The sequence below is a fragment of the Mycobacterium montefiorense genome (assembly GCF_003112775.1).
Lineage (GTDB): Bacteria > Actinomycetota > Actinomycetes > Mycobacteriales > Mycobacteriaceae > Mycobacterium > Mycobacterium montefiorense.
The window spans coordinates 76,316-95,977 of the sequence record NZ_BFCH01000021.1 but is presented as its reverse complement, the minus strand read 5'-3'; the positions used below and the strand labels follow the sequence as shown (position 1 = coordinate 95,977).

At 65.6% G+C, this 19,662-nt stretch carries 14 protein-coding genes and 1 pseudogene; 8 read left to right on the top strand and 7 right to left on the bottom strand.

Annotation, left to right across the window (positions count from 1 at the left end; translation table 11 throughout):
- The gene (locus DB708_RS20125; RefSeq protein WP_108924999.1) at nucleotides 1-1,158 is read right to left on the bottom strand and encodes a Zn-dependent alcohol dehydrogenase; all 1,158 of its coding nucleotides are present in this window, start codon (nucleotides 1,156-1,158) and stop codon (nucleotides 1-3) included.
- A complete protein-coding gene (locus tag DB708_RS20120) occupies nucleotides 1,155-2,381 on the bottom strand; it encodes a cytochrome P450 (RefSeq protein WP_108924996.1) in 1,227 nt (408 codons plus the stop codon). Before DB708_RS20120 ends, DB708_RS20125 begins: the two co-directional genes overlap by 4 nt.
- 195 nt (nucleotides 2,382-2,576) lie before the next feature.
- Between DB708_RS20120 and DB708_RS20115 the strand changes: the two genes are divergently transcribed.
- The 6 genes from DB708_RS20115 to DB708_RS20090 all read left to right on the top strand — a co-directional run bounded on the left by DB708_RS20115 (nucleotide 2,577) and on the right by DB708_RS20090 (nucleotide 8,828).
- On the top strand, nucleotides 2,577-2,936 hold the full coding sequence (locus tag DB708_RS20115; RefSeq protein ID WP_235616866.1) for a Rieske (2Fe-2S) protein: 360 nt from the start codon (nucleotides 2,577-2,579) through the stop codon (nucleotides 2,934-2,936).
- Nucleotides 2,933-3,973, top strand: a complete 1,041-nt coding sequence (locus DB708_RS20110; RefSeq protein WP_108924992.1) for an amidohydrolase family protein — start codon at nucleotides 2,933-2,935, stop codon at nucleotides 3,971-3,973. The genes DB708_RS20115 and DB708_RS20110 overlap by 4 nt, the downstream gene beginning before the upstream one ends.
- Entirely contained in the window at nucleotides 3,973-5,145 is a 1,173-nt protein-coding gene (locus tag DB708_RS20105) for an amidohydrolase family protein (RefSeq protein ID WP_108924990.1), read from the top strand. Before DB708_RS20110 ends, DB708_RS20105 begins: the two co-directional genes overlap by 1 nt.
- 199 nt (nucleotides 5,146-5,344) lie before the next feature.
- Nucleotides 5,345-6,310, top strand: a complete 966-nt coding sequence (locus DB708_RS20100; RefSeq protein WP_108924988.1) for an alpha/beta hydrolase — start codon at nucleotides 5,345-5,347, stop codon at nucleotides 6,308-6,310.
- A 119-nt stretch (nucleotides 6,311-6,429) separates the two neighbouring features.
- Nucleotides 6,430-7,596 carry an acyl-CoA dehydrogenase family protein gene (locus DB708_RS20095; RefSeq protein ID WP_108924986.1) on the top strand — a complete coding sequence of 389 codons (1,167 nt, stop codon included), beginning with the start codon at nucleotides 6,430-6,432 and terminating at the stop codon, nucleotides 7,594-7,596.
- A complete protein-coding gene (locus tag DB708_RS20090) occupies nucleotides 7,593-8,828 on the top strand; it encodes an acyl-CoA dehydrogenase family protein (protein WP_108924984.1) in 1,236 nt (411 codons plus the stop codon). The genes DB708_RS20095 and DB708_RS20090 overlap by 4 nt, the downstream gene beginning before the upstream one ends.
- A 15-nt stretch (nucleotides 8,829-8,843) precedes the next feature.
- Here the strand turns inward: DB708_RS20090 and DB708_RS20085 are convergent, their stop codons facing one another.
- From DB708_RS20085 to DB708_RS20065, 5 genes and pseudogenes are all read right to left on the bottom strand, one after another.
- The gene (locus DB708_RS20085) at nucleotides 8,844-10,808 is read right to left on the bottom strand and encodes a SpoIIE family protein phosphatase (protein ID WP_108924982.1); all 1,965 of its coding nucleotides are present in this window, start codon (nucleotides 10,806-10,808) and stop codon (nucleotides 8,844-8,846) included.
- A gap of 173 nt (nucleotides 10,809-10,981) precedes the next feature.
- Entirely contained in the window at nucleotides 10,982-11,413 is a 432-nt protein-coding gene (locus tag DB708_RS20080; RefSeq protein ID WP_108924980.1) for an anti-sigma factor antagonist, read from the bottom strand.
- Nucleotides 11,414-11,616: 203 nt separating this feature from the next.
- Nucleotides 11,617-12,822, bottom strand: a pseudogene (locus DB708_RS20075) (amidohydrolase family protein).
- 75 nt (nucleotides 12,823-12,897) lie between these two features.
- On the bottom strand, nucleotides 12,898-13,926 hold the full coding sequence (locus tag DB708_RS20070) for a hotdog fold thioesterase (protein WP_108924978.1): 1,029 nt from the start codon (nucleotides 13,924-13,926) through the stop codon (nucleotides 12,898-12,900).
- A gap of 125 nt (nucleotides 13,927-14,051) precedes the next feature.
- A complete protein-coding gene (locus tag DB708_RS20065) occupies nucleotides 14,052-14,333 on the bottom strand; it encodes a hypothetical protein (protein WP_108924976.1) in 282 nt (93 codons plus the stop codon).
- Between the two features lie 197 nt (nucleotides 14,334-14,530).
- Between DB708_RS20065 and DB708_RS20060 the strand changes: the two genes are divergently transcribed.
- Together DB708_RS20060 and DB708_RS20055 are read left to right on the top strand one after the other, a co-directional pair.
- The gene (locus DB708_RS20060; protein ID WP_133251038.1) at nucleotides 14,531-18,952 is read left to right on the top strand and encodes a cation-translocating P-type ATPase; all 4,422 of its coding nucleotides are present in this window, start codon (nucleotides 14,531-14,533) and stop codon (nucleotides 18,950-18,952) included.
- A gap of 26 nt (nucleotides 18,953-18,978) precedes the next feature.
- Nucleotides 18,979-19,389: a hypothetical protein gene (locus tag DB708_RS20055; protein WP_108924972.1), complete on the top strand. Its 411-nt coding sequence runs from the start codon at nucleotides 18,979-18,981 to the stop codon at nucleotides 19,387-19,389.
- Nucleotides 19,390-19,662: the final 273 nt, after the last annotated feature.

The window sequence follows — 19,662 nt, the reverse complement described above, 5'->3', positions numbered from 1 at the left end:
TCACTCGATCCCGAAATCGATGATGCCCCGCACGATTTTGCCGTTCCGCAGGTCGTCGTAGGCGTCGTTGATGTCGTCGAGGTGATAACGGCGGGTGATCATCTCGTCGAGCTGCAGCTGTCCGGTCTGGTAGAGCCGGGCTAGCCGGAAGATGTCGGATTTCGGGTTACACGAACCGAATACGGTGCCGGCGAGCGATTTGTTGGACAGGATGAAATCCTGCAGATCGATTTTGACTGAGCTGGTCAACTGAGAGGTCATGCCGGTCAGCACACAGGTCCCACCCTTACGGGTGAGCCGCACCGCGTCGCGGACATCGTCGGCGGTGACCAGCGACGGCGAAACCACCACGGCGTCGGCCAGCACGCCGTAGGTCAGCTCGCGCACCAGATCCATTGCCTCGACCGCGGTCGACGCGGTGTGCGTGGCGCCGAACTGTAACGCCGACTTCTGTTTGAACTCCACCGGATCGACCGCGACGATGTAAGCCGCACCGCCGATCCGGGCGCCCTGAATGGCACCGGTTCCGATTCCACCGACACCTACCACGACGACGGTGTCGCCCGGTCGCATGTTGGAACGGTTGGCCACCGAGCCGAACCCGGTCGGGATCGCGCAGGACAGCAACGCGCTGGGCGCCAGCGGAAGATGCGGCTCGATTTTCACCAGCGAATTCGTGGACACCACAGTGTGTTTGGAGAACGCGCCGACTTTGGCCAAATGGCCCAGCGGTTTGCCTTCGGCGGTGTGATGGCGGTAGGTGCCGTCGGTCGGCATGCCCGGCGTCAGCACGCTGGCACCCATGTCGCAGATGTACTCAATGCCGCTCGCACACCAGCGGCATTGCCCGCACACCGCGACGAACGACATCACCACGTGGTCGCCGGGCACGAACTCCGTTACGCCGTCCCCAACTTCACGCACGATGCCCGAACCCTCGTGGCCGCCGATCATCGGGAACATGGTGGGCAGCCCGAGCGAGCGCAGCATCTCGTTGGGCGCCGACATGTCGCCTTTGAGGATGTGATCATCGGAGTGGCACATGCCGGCCGCGGCCATCTCGACCAGTACCTCGCCGGCGCGCGGCGCATCCAATTCGAAATCCTCGACGGACCACGGTCCGCCGACATCGTGCAGGATCGCCGCCCGGCTTTTCATGTGGCCGGCGTGAACGTGACGGGAAGCTTGTTCGGCGAGCGGAAGGTGAGGCCGATGATTCTGGACTCCTCACCGGTGCCGTCGTCGGGTACGAAAGCCAGGTTCGAAACACGGTCGAGCAGGCTGTCCAGCATCACCCGGGTTTCCAGCCGGGCCAAATGCATTCCGAGGCACATATGAATGCCGCCGGCGAACGCGATGTGGGATTGGCGTGGCCGGTGGATGTCGAAGCGATTGGCGTCGGGCCAACGACTTTCGTCTCGGTTGGCCGAGCCCATACACATGTCGATCTGTGCGTCCGCGGGGATTGTCTTGCCGCCGATCTCGACTTCTTCGGTGGTGGTCCGCATGACCATGGTCAGCGGCGTCTCGACGCGGAGACCCTCTTCGATGGCGGCGGGGATCAGTGACCGGTCTTGGCGAACCATCTCCATTTGCTCAGGGTGGGTCAGCAGCAAGTACAACAGGTTGCCCGACGAACGGTAGGTCGTCTCCAGTCCGGCGGGCAGCAGCAAGCGCAAGAACGCGATGATGGCGTCGTCGGTGAGTTTCTCGCCGTCGATCTCGGCGGCGACCAGGTCGCCGATGATGTCGTTGGTGAGCTTGCGGCGCCGCTGCTCGACTTGTTCGAGGAAATAGCCGTGCAACTCGCTCGCCGCGTTGAGCCCCGCCATGATGTCGGTCGGAATCGAGATGAGGTCGAGCGACAGCCGCCGGAACATGTCGAGATCCTCGGGGGGGAGGCCGAGCAGCACCGAGATGATCCGGGTCGGAAATTCGAACGTCAGCGCCTTCACCAGGTCCGCGTGACAGGCATGCTTAATTTCGTCGATCAGCTGATCGCAGACCGGCCCGATGACGGACGGCTCCCAGCGCTCGAGCGCGGTGGCCCGGAAAGCCTTGGCGACCAGGCTGCGGTGGTCGTGGTGTTCTTTGCCGCCCATCGCCAGGATGGTGTGTCCCATGACCAAGCCGATGGTCTTCTCGTAGGCGGCCGAGGTGAAGATTCGGTCGTCGCGGAACGCTTGAAACACACCGTCATAGCCGAACAGCACCCACTCGTCGTTGGGCCGCAGCTCCTCCGGCATCTGGGAGTGGTCCCCGAGGGCGCCGTGCCAGACCGGGTCGGTACGCCGCATGTATTCGAAAAACGGATAGGGGCTGGTTTCACCGGTGAAATCGAGTGTGACGGGCTGGCCGACGGGGTCGGTGCTTAACGGCATCAGCGCTCCTCCTGAGCAACCGGTAAGGCCGTCGACGCGGGACGGGGCTGACCGGCCCCCGGCGTCTTCGGCGGGTGTATCCGAGCGGATTGTCGCTATCATAGTATAAATAGCAACGAAGCCCAACGGCTTGTGATGGTTACCGTAACGGGCTCAGTATTGATTCGGATAGGTCAACGAGGCGGTGATTCGCAAGTGTCCCAGCGGCGTTTCGTGTGCTCCCTCGACGAGCTGCCGCCCGGCGGGATGAAGCTGGTCGATGTCGGCAAGTTCGGCGTCGGTGTGTACAACGTGCACGGCGCGCTGTACGCGATCGTGAACTACTGCTCGCACGAAGGCGCCCCACTGTGCCTGGGCTTGCTGGGCGGCACCACCGAATCGGCCCCCGAGCAGCCCGGCGGGATACGCCGGGTGCGCGACGGACAGATCGTCCGATGCCCTTGGCATAACTGGGAATTCGACGTCACCACGGGACAAAACGTCGCCGATCCGCGTCGCCGCATTCGTACCTACCAAGTCGATGTCACCGACGGGGAGGTGTACCTGACCGCATGATCATCGACACATGCGTGCAACCGCACTTTCGCTACAACGCCGAGATACGGCGCTACCTCCCGGACGCCCACAAACTGCGGTCGATTCCCGACGTGGAGCAGCAGTGGTACCAGGCTCCGGGCGGCGATTACCGGCAAGACCTTTACGACGCCGAGTTGTACCCCGGTTCTGATCCCGAGACCGTCAGTCGCCACCTGTTCGACGACATGGGGATTGACTTCGCCATCCTCAACCCGTTGACTCGCGGCAACATCGCCGACTACCTGCTGAACAGCAGAATCTGCGCCGCGGTCAATGACTGGTTGCTGGACCGGTGGCTCGAGCCCGACACCGCTGACCGATTCCGGGGCACCATCCGCGTCAACCCCGAAGACCCCCGGGGCGCGGTCGCCGAGATCGAGCGCCTTGCCGGCCACCCGAAGCTGGTGCAGGTCGGCGTTCCGATGCAGTCCCGCGAGCCGTACGGCAAGCCGATGTTCGAGCCCATCTGGGAGGCTGCGGCCGCCCACGGACTGCCGGTCGCGGTGCACATCAACGGCGGCAACGGCGTCGATCATGCGCCCACCTTCGCCGGGCACGCGCATACCTACCCCGGATATGCGGCGTTCATGCCGCTGAACTACTTCGTGCATCTGGCCACACTGATCGTCGAGGGCGTGTTCGGGCGGCTACCCGACCTGAAATTTGTTTTCGCCGACGGCGGCTACGACATCCTCACTCCATTGATGTGGCGGCTGGACACCTTCTGGTTGTCCATGCGCGACCAGACGCCATGGGTCGATCGCTATCCCAGCGAATACCTGCCCGGCCACGTCCGGTTCTGCTCGTCGGCATTCGACGGGGCGCTCGAGCCCGGCCAGACACAGCGCTGGATCGAGTTCAGCGGCAAGAGCGACTTGCTGATGTACGGATCGAGCTACCCACATTGGTCGACGTCGTCGCCCGAGACCGCCGCGGTGGGGCTCGATGCCGCGCAGCGCGACCAGGTGTTGTGGCGAAATGCCAGTGAGCTGTATGGACTCAAGGAGCGTGTCTGATGACGACCATCGAACGAGTCAATTCCCCGACCAATCAGGACGGCGAAATCGCGGTCACCATTGTCGACACCGACGTGCACCCACTGCCCGTTTCGGCGGATGTACTCAAGTCCTATGCGCCCGCCGAGTGGGTCGACAAAATCTGGCCGACAGGAAACGCGGTCAGCCCGAGTTCGTATTTCTACGACACCCCGGATGCCTACAAGACCTCGTCGCTGCGGATGGACTCGTGGCCACCCAATGGGGGAGTCGCCGGCAGCGATCCGGACTACGCCGCCAAGCAGTTACTCGTCGACGCCGGGGTCAGCATCGCATCGCTGGAGCCGATGTGCGACGCGCAGCTGCCGCAAGCCGAACACGTGCTGAAGTCGACCTATAACGATTGGCTGGCCGACATCTGGCTGGACAAGGGCAACGGGCACGGCCGCTGGCGCGGGTCGATCAGCGTCAGCGCGCAGACACCGGAGCAGGCGGCGCGTGAGGTCGAGCGCTGGGCGGGACATCCCTATATGTCCCAAGTGCTGATGACACCGCAGACACGCGGAATACCTTTCGGCAACCCGCATTTCGATCCGCTGTACGAGGCCGCTTCGCGCAACGGCTTCCCGGTGGCCACCCATCTGATGGGACAGACACCCTTCGAATTAATTCCGCTCTACCCGGTCGGCAACCCCGCGCACTGGCACGACTTTTTCGCATCCTGGCCGCTGCTCTACGTCTCGCACTTGATGAGCCTGGTTTTCGACGGCGCCTTCGATCGCCATCCCGACCTGCGCATCGTGTTCGTCGAAGGTGGCTTCACCTGGGCGATGCCGGTGATGCCACGGATGGACCGGATCTGGGAGGCCCGCCGCGGCGACCTGCCGCAGGTACGTCGGCGTCCGTCGGACTACGTGCGCGAACATGTCCGCTTCACTACCCAGCCGCTGGAAGACGCCGACACCGTCGAGTTTCGCGAGTATCTGGAAATGATGGACATGGGTGACAATCTGATGTTCTCGACGGACTATCCGCACTGGAGCTATGACTCGCCGACCTATGCGATCAACCGGTTCCCCGCCGACCAGCGGGAGCGGATTATGCGCGGGAACGCGACGGCGCTGTATGGGCTGCCGGCAACCGTCAAGGCGCTCCCCGGTGAGTCCGAAGCCGCCGGCACTGCGCAGACCTGAATCGCCGGAGCCCGCTCGCTGGGCTCTGATCAGCAAATACGACGGGAAATGGGAGGCGCCCGATGCAGCCGTCCGGGGCCGACCTGTGGGAGTGTGACGGCCGCGCGCCCCTCAGGTCTACCTTGAAGGTGGATTCCGACATGGCCTTCAGCCAGGCCCGGAGGACAGCCCGCCCCACGAGCCCGGAAGTTGAGAGGGTATGACACAGACGGATCTGACCCGCCCACAAGGTATTAACCGCCTCGACCCGGTGCTGCGCGACGCCGCGAGTGAGCTGGGCATCGTCGAATTCCGTGCCGAGACATTGGCCGCCGAGCGGGAGCGCGCCGACCGGTTGGCCGCCCAGCACGCCGCGGCAGTCGACACCGACGGTGTGGCGGTCGAATCGCGCTCCATCTCCGGGCCGGGCGGCCAGCAGCTGAATCTTCGTTTCTACCGCGGCCGCATCGAAGGCGGTCAGGGGGCGCCGTTGCTGGTGTACGCCCACGGCGGCGGCTTCGTGGCGGGCAACCTCGACACCGACCACGCGGAGTGCGTGGAGCTAGCGCGCGAGGGCGGCTGTCTGGTGGTTTCGGTCGACTACCGGCTGGCACCCGAGAACCCGGCCCCGGCGGCGCTCGACGATGTTGAAGCGGGGATGTACTACGTGATCCGCAACTGCGCCGAGCTCGATGTCGATCCGAACCGCGTCGCCGTGATGGGCCGCGACGCGGGTGCCGCCCTGGTCGCGAGCCTGGCCCAGCGCATGTTCGACAACGAAGGTCCACAGATCCGGATGCAGATCCTGCACCACCCGATGCTCGACAGCGACGCCACGCCGTCGCGGCGCGAGTTTCAGCGCACGCCGGGACTCAACGGTCCCGCGGTGAGCCGCGCGTGGGGCCACTACCTGGGCCCGGCGAGCGGCACCGGCCAACACGTTCCCGCGCACCGGGCGAACCTGGAGGGGCTGCCGCCCACATTCATCAGTTGCTCCGAGATCGACCCGTGCCGCGACGAAGCCATCGACTATGCCAACCGGCTGCTACATGCTTTTGTCCATACCGAATTGCACGTCATCGCAGCGACATTCAACGGCTTCGATTCGATGGTGCCGGATTGGGCTGTCTCTGAAGAGAACCGGGCATTGCATGCGCAGTCGGTGCGGCGCGTGTTCACTATGTAGCAGCTCGATCGGGCTATCGACCGAACTCCGGTAGCTCTTACGGTATCGACGTTTGCTAATATTGAGAACGTGATTCTTGGCGGCGGCGGCCTAATGTTGCGCAACGGTCTGGCGGCCTCATGACCGCCGTCGACTCTCCCGAAAAGACGCTCTTCGTTTCGACAACCCAGTCCTTCCTGCAGAAGGAAGCGCCGCTGGCTCGCGTCCGCGAACTGCACGCGACGGGGGCGTCCTTCGACCCGGCCTGGTGGCAGCGCGCCGCGGAACTCGGCTGGACGGGCCTGCTTGTTCCGGAGGAGCTCGGCGGCGGCAGCGTCTCGCAGAGCGGTCTCGCGGATCTGGCCACCGTCGCCGAACTACTCGGCAAGACCGTGGCACCCGGGCCGCTGTATCCGGTCAGCGTGGTGCTCACCGGCCTGGCCGAATGCGCCGACGCGCAAGCACATGCCGCCGTCATCGAGTCGCTGATCTCCGGCGAAACCGTGGCATCCTGGGCGGTCGCCGAACCCGGCCGAAGCTGGGCGCCGTTGGACCCGTCGGTGACGGCGACCGCGACCGACGCCGGCTATCGCATCGACGGCACCAAGGATCGCGTCGAGGCCGCCGCCCAGAGTGCGTTGCTGCTCGTGGTGGCGCGCTGCGGCCCGGATGGTTCCCAGATCCGCCAGTTCCTGGTCCCGACGGATGCACCCGGCGTTCGGATCGAGCCGCAGCAGTCCGTCGACTTGGTCAAGCAATACGCGCGGGTGCATTTCGACGGGGTGGTGGTCGACGCATCTGCTGCCGTCGGCACCGCGGCCGAGACCGCCGCATTGATCGACCGGCAGAGTCAGATCGCTCAGGTGCTGCAGTGCGCCGAGGTGGTCGGCGTGGTGCAGACGGTCTTCGACTTCACCGTCCAGTGGGCGCTGGACCGGCACACGTTCGGCCGGCCGCTGGCGTCGTATCAAGCGCTCAAACACGGCTTCGCCGATATGAAGCTGTGGCTGGAGGCGTGTCGCGCCACCACGAGCACCGCGGTTGCCGACGTCGCTGATCGTTCACCGGGAGCGGGTTTGTCGGCCAGTATCGCCAAGTCCTACGTCGGCGAGATGGCGGGGCGCATCGTCCAGGGTTGCGTACAGATGCACGGCGGCATCGGTGTCACGTGGGAACACGACCTACACCTCTACTTAAGGCGAGTTACGTTGTACCGCTCCATGTTCGGCACACCGGAGGAGCACAACTTGCGGGTGTATGAAGCAGAGAAGGCCGGCCGCTCCTCGACCGCAAACACGATCAGATGACGTCGACGGAATCGGTTGCAGAGTTCGCCGCCCGCGCCAGGGCGTGGTTGGCGGACAACTTGCCGGCGATCGACCCCGAGGCGCCGCCACCCGCGCCGCGCGACGACGAGGACGCTTGGAAGCGGGCGCGAGAACTGCAAAAGCGGCTCTACGAAGGCGGATTCGCCGGCATCTGCTTTCCCCGCGAGTACGGCGGCCTGGGACTTGATTACGCTTACCAGAAGGCATTCGACGACGAATCCCTGCGCTACGAGATGCCGTTGATCCTCAACATTCCGACGTTCACCATCTGCTGCGCCACGCTGCTCGACACCGGTTCCGAAGAGCAGAAGAAGCAGCACATCGCGGCGGCACTGCGCGGCGACGAGATCCTGGTGCAGCTGTTGAGCGAACCCAGCGGGGGATCGGATCTGGCCGGTGTCATCACCCGCGCCGAACGGCGCGGCGACCGGTGGGTTATCAACGGCGCCAAGACTTGGAGCACCAGCGCGTTCGCCGCCGACTACGGACTGTGCCTGGCCCGTACTGACTGGGAGGTGCCCAAACACGAAGGCCTGACCATGTTCCTGGTGCCGATCGATCATCCGGGAATCACGTTGCACCACATCACGATGCTCAGCGGTTCCACGGAGTTTTGCGAGGAGTTCCTCGACGGCGTGGATGTCGGCGATGACGCCGTGGTGGGCGAGGTCAACGGTGGCTGGGCGGTGGCTTCGCGCCAGCTGTATCACGAGCGCCGGGCCGTCGGGCAAGGATCTGAGTTCGCCAGCGGCAGCGGTAGCGAGGGCGGCCACGCGAATCCCGTTGACTACGTTGGACTTATAGAGTCGACAGGCCAAGCCGGCAATGAACGCGTGCGGGAGATGGCCGGCCGGGTGCTGGTGCATCGGGCGGTGGCCGAGCAGCTGATCGATCACGTGTCCCGCAATGTCCGCAACGGAGGCTTGCCGCCGTCGGCCGGCACGCTGATTCGGCTGTTCCACTCCGAGACCGTGCAAACCGACGTCGACACTGCGATGGCGATCACGGGAGCCGCCGGCGTGGTCGGCGAAATCGGCGACGGCCTACAGACCGGACTGCGGTACCTGGTGCGGCAAAGCGTCGCGATCGGCGGTGGCACAACGGAAATGGCGCGCAACGTGATCGGGGAGCGGTTGCTGGGCTTCCCCCGCGAATACGCCGCCGACCGCGGGGTGCCGTTCAATCAGGTGCGGCATGGCCAGGCTCGCTGATTGCGGTCTGCCCCGCTAGTCCTGCGCGAAGACGTTCTCGCTATCTCCGCTTTCGACAGGTATCTGGACCATCGACAAAATGTGGTGGGCCGGGCTTCCCGGCTGGGCGATCAGTACGCAGCCGCCGCCCTGTCTGCTAGCCCGGTTGCGGGCAGCGGCCAGCGCGCTGACGCCCGCCGACCCCAGGTGCGTGACCGCACTGAGGTCGATCGTCAAAGGTGCTATGCCCGAGCAGCTTTCGACTGCGATCAGGCGGTCCAGCGTGGACGCGGTGTTGGAGTCGACGTCACCGCTGACCACGATGTGGCCGGCATCGCGGACCGTTGATACGAATTCGTTGTCGACGGCCCGCCGGTAGGTGGCCCGGCTGACGATCGTGTCGGTGACGAAGTTCGCCGGTCGCGACAGCCGGTGCGTCACGCTGGCCGTCGTTCCGTGGTCGCTGCGGGTGATGAGCGCCTGGGAAACCAGGGCCTCGGCCATCGCAAGTCCGCGCCCACGACCCTGTTCGCCTTCACGGTGATCCTTCCACTGTCCGCGGTCGATCACCGCGGCATGCAGGTTGCCATCGCCGGACAGCGATGCCTCGACGACGACACCTTCGGAAACCTGGGTGCCGTAACCATGTTCGACCGCATTCTCCACGAATTCGGAGATTGCATGCACCACGTCGGAGATGTCGTCGGCGTCGGCGCCGACCTCCGATAGCCAGGTGCGCAGCCGGGAGCGCACGCTGCGTGCTGCGTGGATCGTTGCGTCCAGCGTCATGTGCAACGGCGCCGGCGGGGTGCGCCGTTGCGCCGCGAGCAGTGTCACGTCATCGCTGTAACCGGTTGACCGGAGCAGCAATTCGAGCGTCTCCGAGCAGATGCGGTCGATGGTTCGTGTCGGTGCGTCGATGACAAAGCCGCCGATGCCGGCGGCGATGTTGGCGGTCAGGTCGGCGAATTCCGCGGTGCTTGCGCCCAGTGGCCGGCCGGGCCGCTCGATCAGGCCGTCGGAATAGAACAGGATCGAGTCGCCGATGCCGAGCATTTCGGTGCGGACCGGAAATCCGACGGTGGTGCCGAGCGGGCCAGCGCCGGAAGGTTCCACGTAACGTGCGGTCGCGTTGGCGGCCACCAATAGCGGCGGCGGATGACCTGCGGTGCAGTACTGGAATTCTCCCGTGGTGTAGTCGAGCGACCCGACGCACAAGGTGGCCGAGTTGGATCCCGGTACGTGCTCATGGAAGCGGTCGACTGCCTCGAGCGCTTCGGTGATGGTGTGGCCCTGCGATATCTGCATGCGCAACGCGGTGCGCAGTTGCGACATCACCGCCGCGGCTTCGACGCCGTGGCCGACTACGTCGCCGACGACGAGCACCAGCCGGTCCCCGAGGGGTATCGCGTCAAACCAGTCCCCGCCGGCCGCGGTGTCCTCCGTGGCGACCAGGTACTGCGCGGTGATGTCGGCGCCGGGAACGACGGGCACGGACGAGGCGAGCAGCGCTTGCTGCATGACGATGGCGGAATCGCGGACGTTGCGGTAGCGCTCGGAGAGTTCCTCGATGCGCGTTTCGGTAGCCGACCGCGCGTGCACGCGCTCGGTGACGTCGTCGAAGATGATCTGCACACCCTCGATCGAGCCGTCCGGTCCGCGGCGCGCGGTGACGAGGAAGTCGAAGTACCTCTCCTCGACTCCCGAACCCTCGAAGTCGGCCTGTAGCCGCCACTCCGCGCCGGATTGCCGCTCACCGGTCTGATAGACCCGGTCGAGCATCTGGAAAATCTGTTGGCTCTCGAGTTCGGGATAGACGTCGCGAGCCGACATTCCCACCGGGTTGAACGCCGGATTCAAGGCACGGTAGGCCGCGTTGGCCGCGACGAAGCGATGCTCGGGCTCTTGCAGGCCGACCAACATCGCGGGGACCTTCTCGAAGGTGCGGCGTACGTCGTCAGCCGTACCGACAATTTTGTCCCAGTCCTTTTCGGCCACCATATGGCCGTCCCTCCTACGGAGCCTCCCTGCGGGCCTTTCTATGGACCGAGAAATCCGGCACTGCGCGGGGCTTATTCGACACACGCAAGTTATCAGATTAGCAATGGCCGGCGGGTGTGTCGTGCATCAGTTTGCTAACGGCCCGTCAGCGGGCCACGAGCCAGCGGCTCGTCTCACGCGACTGTCGTTGCCAGCGCCGTGTCGATCGTCGGATGCAGGGGCAGTACGCGGCCGAGATTGCAGGCCTGGATGGTCCGGGCAACGCCAGGGTCGCAGCTGACCAGCCGCACTGCGATGCCGCGATCGCGGCACCGTTCCGATTCGGCGGCCAGCACGGCGAACGCACCGCAACCTATGAAATCGAGGCCATTGATGTCGACGATGAATGGACCCGGTGTGGTCGCGACGGCGGCCGCCTCCTCGACGAGGCAACGCCAAGTGTCCTCGTTGGCGCCGTCAACCTCACCACCGGCGCGAATGATGACCACCGTGCCGCTGCGCTGGGTCGCTGCCCGCAATGTGCTGTGCGGATCACCGAGTTCGGAGACCAGCCGGGGGCTTAGCGTCACTCTGGTCACCGAGGACTCGATCGAAGCCAGATTCATCGTGCGCTCCTAACCGGTCGCGTCAACGAGACCGTGCGGGACGCCGGCGACGACATTCTTGTTCGGAGGGAAGCTTCTTTTCTATAGCAAGCCGCAACGCCGCGTCTAGAGCCAAGCCTTGGACCTGGACATATAACAATGCCCGCCTCCGAGCGACAACTCGGCGGTATGTCGGTCGGAGGCGGGCGATGCGGCGTGCAGGATCAGGCGGAGACCGGCTTTCGGGCCGGCCTGGAGACCTTCATCAGCTGCATCAAGTTGCCGCCCATGATCTTGGCGACGTCCTCTTCGCTGAAGTCGGTGAGCTCGTCTACGAAGCTGATCGGATCCTTGAGTCCCTCGGGGTGGGGCCAGTCGGATCCGAACAGCACCCGGTCGGTGCCGACCATGTTGACGATCTCGGTGAACCGGTCCTCCCAGAACGGGGTGATGTAGACGCAGCGCTTGAAGGCCTCGACCGGGTCCTCGAGAAAGGCCTGCGGCATCTTCTTTTAGACGCCCTTGAGTCCTTTGAACAGATCCGGCACCCAGTCGGCGCCGTTCTCGATCGACAGGATCCGCAGCTCCGGGTTACGCGACAGCGCGCCGTGACACACCAACGCACCCATCGCGTCCAGGATCGGCCGGTGCCCCATCGCAAAGCTGCGGAACGCGGTCGGCTTGAAGGGCAGGAACTCGTCGCCGGGTTCCCACACGTTGGCGAATTCGGAGTAGCCACTGTCGGAGGCGTGCATCGAGACCGGGATGCCGGCCTTGATGCACGCCTGCCAGAACGGGTCGAACTCCTCGAGTCCAAAGGAGCGACTGCCCTTGAAACCGGGTACGGGCGCCGGCCGGACCAGCACGGTGCGGGCGCCGCGCTCCAGACACCATTCGAGCTCCTCGAGCGCGCGCTCGACGATCGGCAGGGTGATCACCGGGGTAGCGAAGATGCGGTCCTTGTGGTTGAACGACCACTGCTCATGCATCCACTCGTTGAGCGCGTGGATGACGTCGTGGGTCATCTCCGGGTCATCCTTCATGCGCTCTTCGACCAGGCTGGCCAGCGTCGGGAACATCAGCGCGTAGTCGATGCCGAGCTCGTCCATCACCTCGAGGCGCGCACCGGGCTCGCGGAACGCGGGAATCGCCTTCATCGGCTCGCCGAGGATCTCGCGGTAGGTCTTGCCCTGCGCGCCGTTGCGGAAGTAGTCCTCTTGAGCGCCGGGCTTGGCTACCTTCTCGAAGGTCGGGTTGGGAATGTACTCGCTGATGTGGCCGCGGACCACGATCTTTGTCCGGCCGCGGACCTGGACGTAGTCGATGACGCGCTTGCGGTTCTCCGGAAGGAATTTGGTCAGTGCCTCCTCCGACTCGTACATGTGGTTGTCGGCGTCGAACACGGGGAAGGAAAGTTCGCGAGACGGCATGGCGATCTCCTTGAGGGCTGGATTCTCAGTGTGTGGTAATGACGTTACCACTTACGTACAACAACGTGAATCGGGCTAGGTGTCCGCCCGCAGGCCCTTCGGTGTCGCGCCGTTGATGATGGCGAAATTGACCGTCGCGGTTGCGGCGACTTCGTCTTCGCCGTCGCCGTAGATATCGACTTGCATGACCATCGCCCGGCGGCCGGCTCGCAGCATCCGGGGCACCGCCAGCGCGGCACCCTGCCGGATCGGCCGCAGGTAGCGGACGAACAGATCCGCGGTCGTCATCGTGGTGCCCGGCTGAAGAAAATCCAGTCCGAACTGTCCGCCCGCCACGTCGACAAGCGTGGCAATCAGGCCGCCCTGCAATGCACCGGAAGTGTTTACTACATGCGGACTTACGGGCATCGTCATGGCGAATTCGCCATTGCGTGAGCCCGCACGCAGGCCGATTTGGGCGAATAGCTCGGCCAGCGTCGGCTTGCTTATTTCGTCGTCGGTTTCCCGGATGCCCAACGCGCGGGTGAGGAAGTCGTACAGCTGGCCGGTATCGACCGGTGCTCCGTTCAATTCGGTGCCCAGCCAATGCAAACGCTGCGCTCCCATGATCGCCTGCATCACAATCGCGGCCGACGCCGCGACATCGAGGCCCGGGTTGAACACGCCCTCGGTGATGCCTTGCCCCACGATGTCGCGGACCAGTTGGTGCAACGGGGACAGCACCCGCGCATATTCGCGGGGACGCGTCTCGGCCAGATGCTGGTTGTAGAGACCCAGCGCCCGGTTCAGGCTGTCCTGGGTGCTTGATTCCGGTTGCTGGCTGATTCGGTCGATCAACAGCTTCAGTGCGGACGTGCTGTCCAGCCCGGCGGCCTCGGCACGCCAGCTCAGCACCGACTGTGAAATGGTCCGGTCGAACAGCGCCAGCAGCAGCTCATCCTTGCTGCTGAAATGCTGGTAGAAGGCCCGCAGCGAGGTTTTGGAGCGGGCGACGATCTCCTGCACGGTGAAGTCAGTGCGACCGGTCTCGCGCAGGATCTCCACGGCCGTCTTGATAAAGCGGTCACCGCGCGTCACTTCGGCTTCATCACTGGGGGCGGTCATCAGCGCTAGATCCCCTTCCGTTGCGCATGCGTGCGCATCGAGAATGAGGTTACCGCGCGTATCTTCGCGCCGTGCGGGACCGGCCGGGACTGCGCGCCCCGGCCGCCGCGGGTTGGGTCGGATCGCTATTGCGCGGCCTCGGGGGGCCGATTCTTGAGTTTGCCGGCGAGCGCGGCGGCGCCGCCGGCGGCAAGCAGGACGGGCCATTCGACGACGGCGATCAGGCCGACCGCCGCGGCGACGACAGCGGTCCGCGGGCGGATGTGGCCTTCGCGCATCCCGGTACGAATGTCTCTCGTTGTGACGACCACACCCTCGGCGATCGCGGTGCCGATCTGGCTAACTGTGGAAACGGTCTGGTCGGCAACCGAGTTGGCCGACCTGGTGGCTCGTTCGATGAGCGTCACTGTGCTCTCCCAATATTCGTTTCGTTGCGCGCGTGGCCAATTATTCGTTGTCCGTTTACTTTTCAGATTCTCTAAGTTGCTTCTTAGATCCTCTCTGTCCCTACGGTGTATAGCACGCACGTACAACTTCAGCGAGTCTGCAGCGTGAATCTGCAATGTCAAAGCTAACTATCAGGAGAGGGCGTAACAGCACAAATATGCGCATAGAGCCGATCGTCTCGGGGCTTCGTATGGTGGTCAAGGGCGGCGCGGCCGCGGCAGCTGAGTTGTTGGGCGGTGAGCGTCCGCGCCGCAGGTGGGCCGGTAATGGCCGAGGGTGGATCGAGCTGCGCATGCCCGAGGGGGCCCGCTCGTGCGAGTACGCAACCGCCCTGGCGAAGACAATCGGCAACACCACCGGCGTTGCGCGCACACAGGTGAACTGGCCGCTTTCGCGCCTGGTCGTCGACATCGATGCAGACGGGCCCAGCGTCGACGATCTTGCCCTGATGGTGGACGCCATCGAGTGCGCCGTCGCCCAGAAATCCGAGCCGAGCGACGAGTCCGGGTCGCGGCGACCGGGCCAGTTGCCGGTGATCGACATCCCCGGAGATGGCGCCGAGGTCGTCAATCGGGCGAGCCTGTTGGGGGCCAAGGCTGTGTCGCTGGGTGTGACGGTGTTTCTGCAAGTGACGCGGGTGCCCCGACTGCCGCGGGCATTCGCCGCCGCGACCATTTTCGCCGAGGCGCAGCCCGACGTTCGCAGGGTGTTCGAGCGATCCCTCGGTCGGGCCCGCGCCGACGCACTGCTCGCATTGGGCACTGCCATCACGCAGTCGCTCGGCCACACCCCGTCGGTGATCGCCGCCGACATGTTGCTTCGGAGCCTGCGCCTCATTGAAGCGCTGTCGGCGGTCGGCGCCTGGAAAGAGCACGAGCCCCAGCTGGCGGTCAGCGCCGAGTGCGAGCCACACCCGCAGCCTTCCCGGCCCCGGCCGATTCCGGACACCGCGTCGGAAAACTACGCCAGGGCAGCAACCGCGGCGGGCCTTGCCGGCGCCATCGCGCTCGCGGTCAGCGGCGGTGCGGCGCTCGCCAGCGAAGCGGTCATCGTCGCCGCGCCGCGGGCGCTCAACTACGCCCGCGAGTCGTTTGCCACGACGTTCTGCGCCGGCTTGAGTCGCAACCATCACACGCTGGTGATGCAACCCAACGCGATCCGGCGCCTGGATGGTGTCGACGTGCTGATCGTCGACCCCGCGGTGCTGATCGGCGACACCCTGCGTGTCGCTGAGATCAGCGGCGTCGACGGCGAACTTCGCACCAAGGTGTGGCAGTGCGCGCAAACCGATGTCACCGACGGTCTGCTCGGGGCTGGAGTCCACACGGGGTGTGCTCTTTCGCCCGCGCATCAGCTGCCGGAGTTGCGCGACCTGGAGGTCGTCGTGGCGCGCAATGCGGACCCCTACGCCGAGCCGCTGATCGCCGCGGCCCGGGCGGCGGATCTCAGACTTCTGTCGGTGGATCGGGCCGATGCCGGCCACCTGCGCGGAACGTTCGACGAACTGCTGCCCGTCGATGACGACGTCGATCTCGCGATCTTCGCCGCGGTGCGGCAATTGCAGGCCGACGGGAAGATCGTCGCCGTGGTCGGGCGCGACCTCCGGAATGCCTTCGCGGCCGCGGACCTGTCCTTGGCGGTCTGGGTCGCCGGCCGGGCGCCCGCCTGGACAGCGGACATACTGATGCCGGATCTGAAAGTCGCGTGCCGGATCATCGACGCCATCCCCGCGGCGAAGTCGGCGGCGCGGCGCGGCGTCGAGTTGGCTGCTGCCGGAACCGTTCTCGGCTCGCTGACATTACTGCCGGGTGTCCGGGCGGCGGGCGTGCGTCCGAGCATCGCGGCCGCTGCCCTGGCGCTGATCCCCGGCTACATGATCGGGCGGGGGGTAGCTATGCAGCCCGATCCGGCCGCCGCCGCGAACAACGAATGGCATGCGTTGGACGTCGACCAGGCGCAGGAACATATTCGACTGCTTTTCTCCGATCTCGCCAGCCCCGCCGCGGTCGCGGCCCAGGCTCGGCTTCCGAAGACCCGGATGCAGGCGTTGGCCGCAAATTTCGCGGACAGCAGCAGGGACGTCGTCGAGGCGATGTGGCACGAAATGCAGGACCCGCTCACGCCGATCCTCGCGACCGGGGCGCTGGCGAGCGCGCTGATCGGTTCTCCGATCGACGGTGCTCTCGTCGGGATCGTGTTGTTGGGCAGTGCCGCGATTTCCGCCGCGCAACGACTTAGCTCGGATCGCCAGTTGGCCAAGATGCTCAACGCCCAGACGCCGCCTGCCCGCGTCAGTACGGGACTAGGCCAGTTCGAGCTCGTGGCCGCCGAGCATCTGACACCGGGAACCATCATCGAGGTCCGCGCCGGCGAGGTCGTCCCCGCCGACGCGCGCGTGCTGAACGCGGTCGCGGTGGAAGTCGACGAATCGTCGCTGACCGGAGAGTCGTTGCCGGTGACCAAAAACCCGGCTCCGACACCGGGCCGTCCGCTGGCCGAACGGGCTTGCATGCTCTACGAAGGCTCGACCGTGCTCAGCGGTGTGTGTGGCGCGGTGGTCGTCGCGGTCGGCGATGCGACCGCCGCGGGTCGGGCCATGGCGCTCGCCCCGCGCCGGCGCGACGAGGTCGGGCTGCACGCACAGCTGGCCGCGGTGACCGCGAAGGTGCTGCCCTGGACCCTCACCGGCGGCGTCGGCGTGCTCGCCACCGCGTTGCTGCGCGGGTCCGGAATCAAGGAGGCCGTCACCAGCGGTGTGTACTGCGCGGTGGCTGCGGTTCCCGAAGGCCTGCCGTTGGTGGCGACGCTGGCCCAGCGCGAGGCGGCGCGGCGACTCAGCGAACGCAACGTTCTGGTCCGGGCTCCGCGCTCGGTCGAGACGCTGGGCCGCGTCGAGGTGGTGTGCTTCGACAAGACCGGGACGCTGAGTGAAAACCGCTTGGTGGTAACAGATGTCTCGGCTCAGCCGGGGTTCGACGAGGACGCGATTCTCGAGCGCGCAGCGCTGGCGACACCGGTGGCGCTTACCGAGCACGCTCCGCTGCAGGCGACGGATGCCGCCGTCGTCAATCGGGCCGGAAGCCAGCCGAGGCGCGACCGCGAGTTGCCGTTCCGTGCCGGACGCGCCTACGCGGCGGGGCTGGACGGCGACACCCTCGCGGTCAAAGGCGGACCGGAGGTCGTCCTCTCGGCCTGCGTCGAGGGCCGCGACGACGACCTTCGTGAGGACCTGTTGGCACACGTCCATGACATGGCCACCCGCGGCCTGCGGGTGATCGCGGTCGCCGATCGGACGTTGACGGAAGACGAACTCGCGGTCGCGCAGGAGAAGGGGCTGGAACCGCTGTGCCGCAGCGGGTTACGACTGCTGGGATTCCTCGGGATCACCGACACGCCGCGGCCCGGCGCCAGGGAACTCCTGGTCGGTCTGGCCAAGCGCGACATCGGCGCGCGAGTGATCACGGGCGATCACCCGGCAACCGCCCGCGCCATCGCTCGTGAGATTGGGCTCGACGTCGCCGACGACTGCATCATCACCGGAGCACGCTGGGAGCGACTGTCGATCGCCGAACGCGCCGAGGTCGTCAAGGACAACGTGATCTACGCGCGGATGTCGCCCGAGCAGAAGGTCCAGATCGTCCAGCAGATCAGCAATTCCGGGGTAGTCACCGCGATGGTGGGCGACGGCGCCAACGATGCCGCGGCGATCCGTGCCGCGGCCGTGGGAGTGGGCGTGTCCTCGCACGGCAGTGATCCGGCCCGCGGTGCCGCCGACGTGGTGCTGACCGAGGGGCGCGTCGGAAGTCTGTTGGACGCGATCGAGGAAGGTCATCGACTCTGGCAACAAGCGCAGGCCGCGGTGGCAATGTTGTTGGGCGGCAACGCCGGTGAAGTGGCCTTCAACATGTACGGCACGATGGTGCGCGGCGTGGCGCCGCTGACGGCGCGCCAGATCTTGCTGGTGAACATCCTGACCGACGTCTTCCCCACCACGGCGGTTGCGGTGAGCGCGGTTCGCAACATGCGGCCGCCGTCAGAGCGCGGCATCAACATGGCCGATCTGATGCAGACCGTCGCGATCCGCGGTGCCGCAACCACCGTTGGCGCCAGCGCTTCGTGGAGCCTGGCCACCTTTACCCGGGCGGCTCCGCAGCGTGCGGCGACCGTTGGTCTGGTGGGCTTGGTCACCACGCAGCTCGGGCAGACGCTGCTGGAATCACGCGATCCGCTCGTAATCGGCACCTGCGCAGCAACGTTCGTCACGATGGGCGCCCTGATCACGACTCCGGGCCTGAGCCAACTCGTCGGTTGCGTTCCGCTGGGTCCGCTGGGGTGGATCGAAGGCGTTGCTCCCGCCGTGGCGCTGACCGTGCTCACCGCCGCCAAGCCCGACCTCTTGCTCCGGATGGCATCGCGGATCGGCAAGCGCGTCTCAAAGTACGGCGGCGAAGCCGACCGCGCCTTGGCCGGCATCGTCGGGTCGCTCACTGCGTGGGCCCAGGAACTCCCGGGGATGGACGGCGGCAATGGCGCCAAGGCTGTCCCGGCGCCTCAACTTGAGCTCGCACCAGCCGGTTAACCGCCGACACAACGAAGAGGGCAGACATGACCACGCTGGACGAAGAGCACGTCAATGCCTCGACCGTGCATGACGAACTCGGCTCTGAGCAAACGGATCACGGCGCGGACGAGCTGCGCGCCGTACCGAGCTTCGCGCAACGGTGGGCTGCCTACGCCGCGGCGCACCCGACGTCGAAGCGTGCCAGGACGCTACGCACGCTGCGGGAGTTGGAAACACGGGCGATTGACTTACCGGTCATCGGGAAGTTCCATCGACCCGACAAACATGACGTCGTCTACGTCGTGGGACTCACTGCCCTGCTGGCGTTCGGGGCCGTCGAGTTACCGATTGCCGTCATCGTGCTGGGCGGCCACGTGCTGGTCAAGCAGCACTCCAGCCGGTCCCTGGCCGCGGTCGGTGAAGTCATGGAAGACGTCTTCGGCCACCACATCTAGTCGGTCACCACATTTAGAACTGCGGCGGTTCGCCGTCGGGCGGACTTGCGGGGCCGGCGCTTTGAGCCACTCTGGCGTCGCGGTTTCGTCCCGTTCGACTAGAACTGATCGGCGGTATCCTGAAGGGGTCGAAACATTCCGCCCATTTTTGGGATGTCCCTGGGAGGTGCCCTACTCAGGCTGATGATGGCAGGGCTGCTGCACGAACTGTTCGGACCGATGATTTTCTTGGTTGAGTTCTTTTTGGCGGAGTTGGTTCATCAGGTGTCTAGC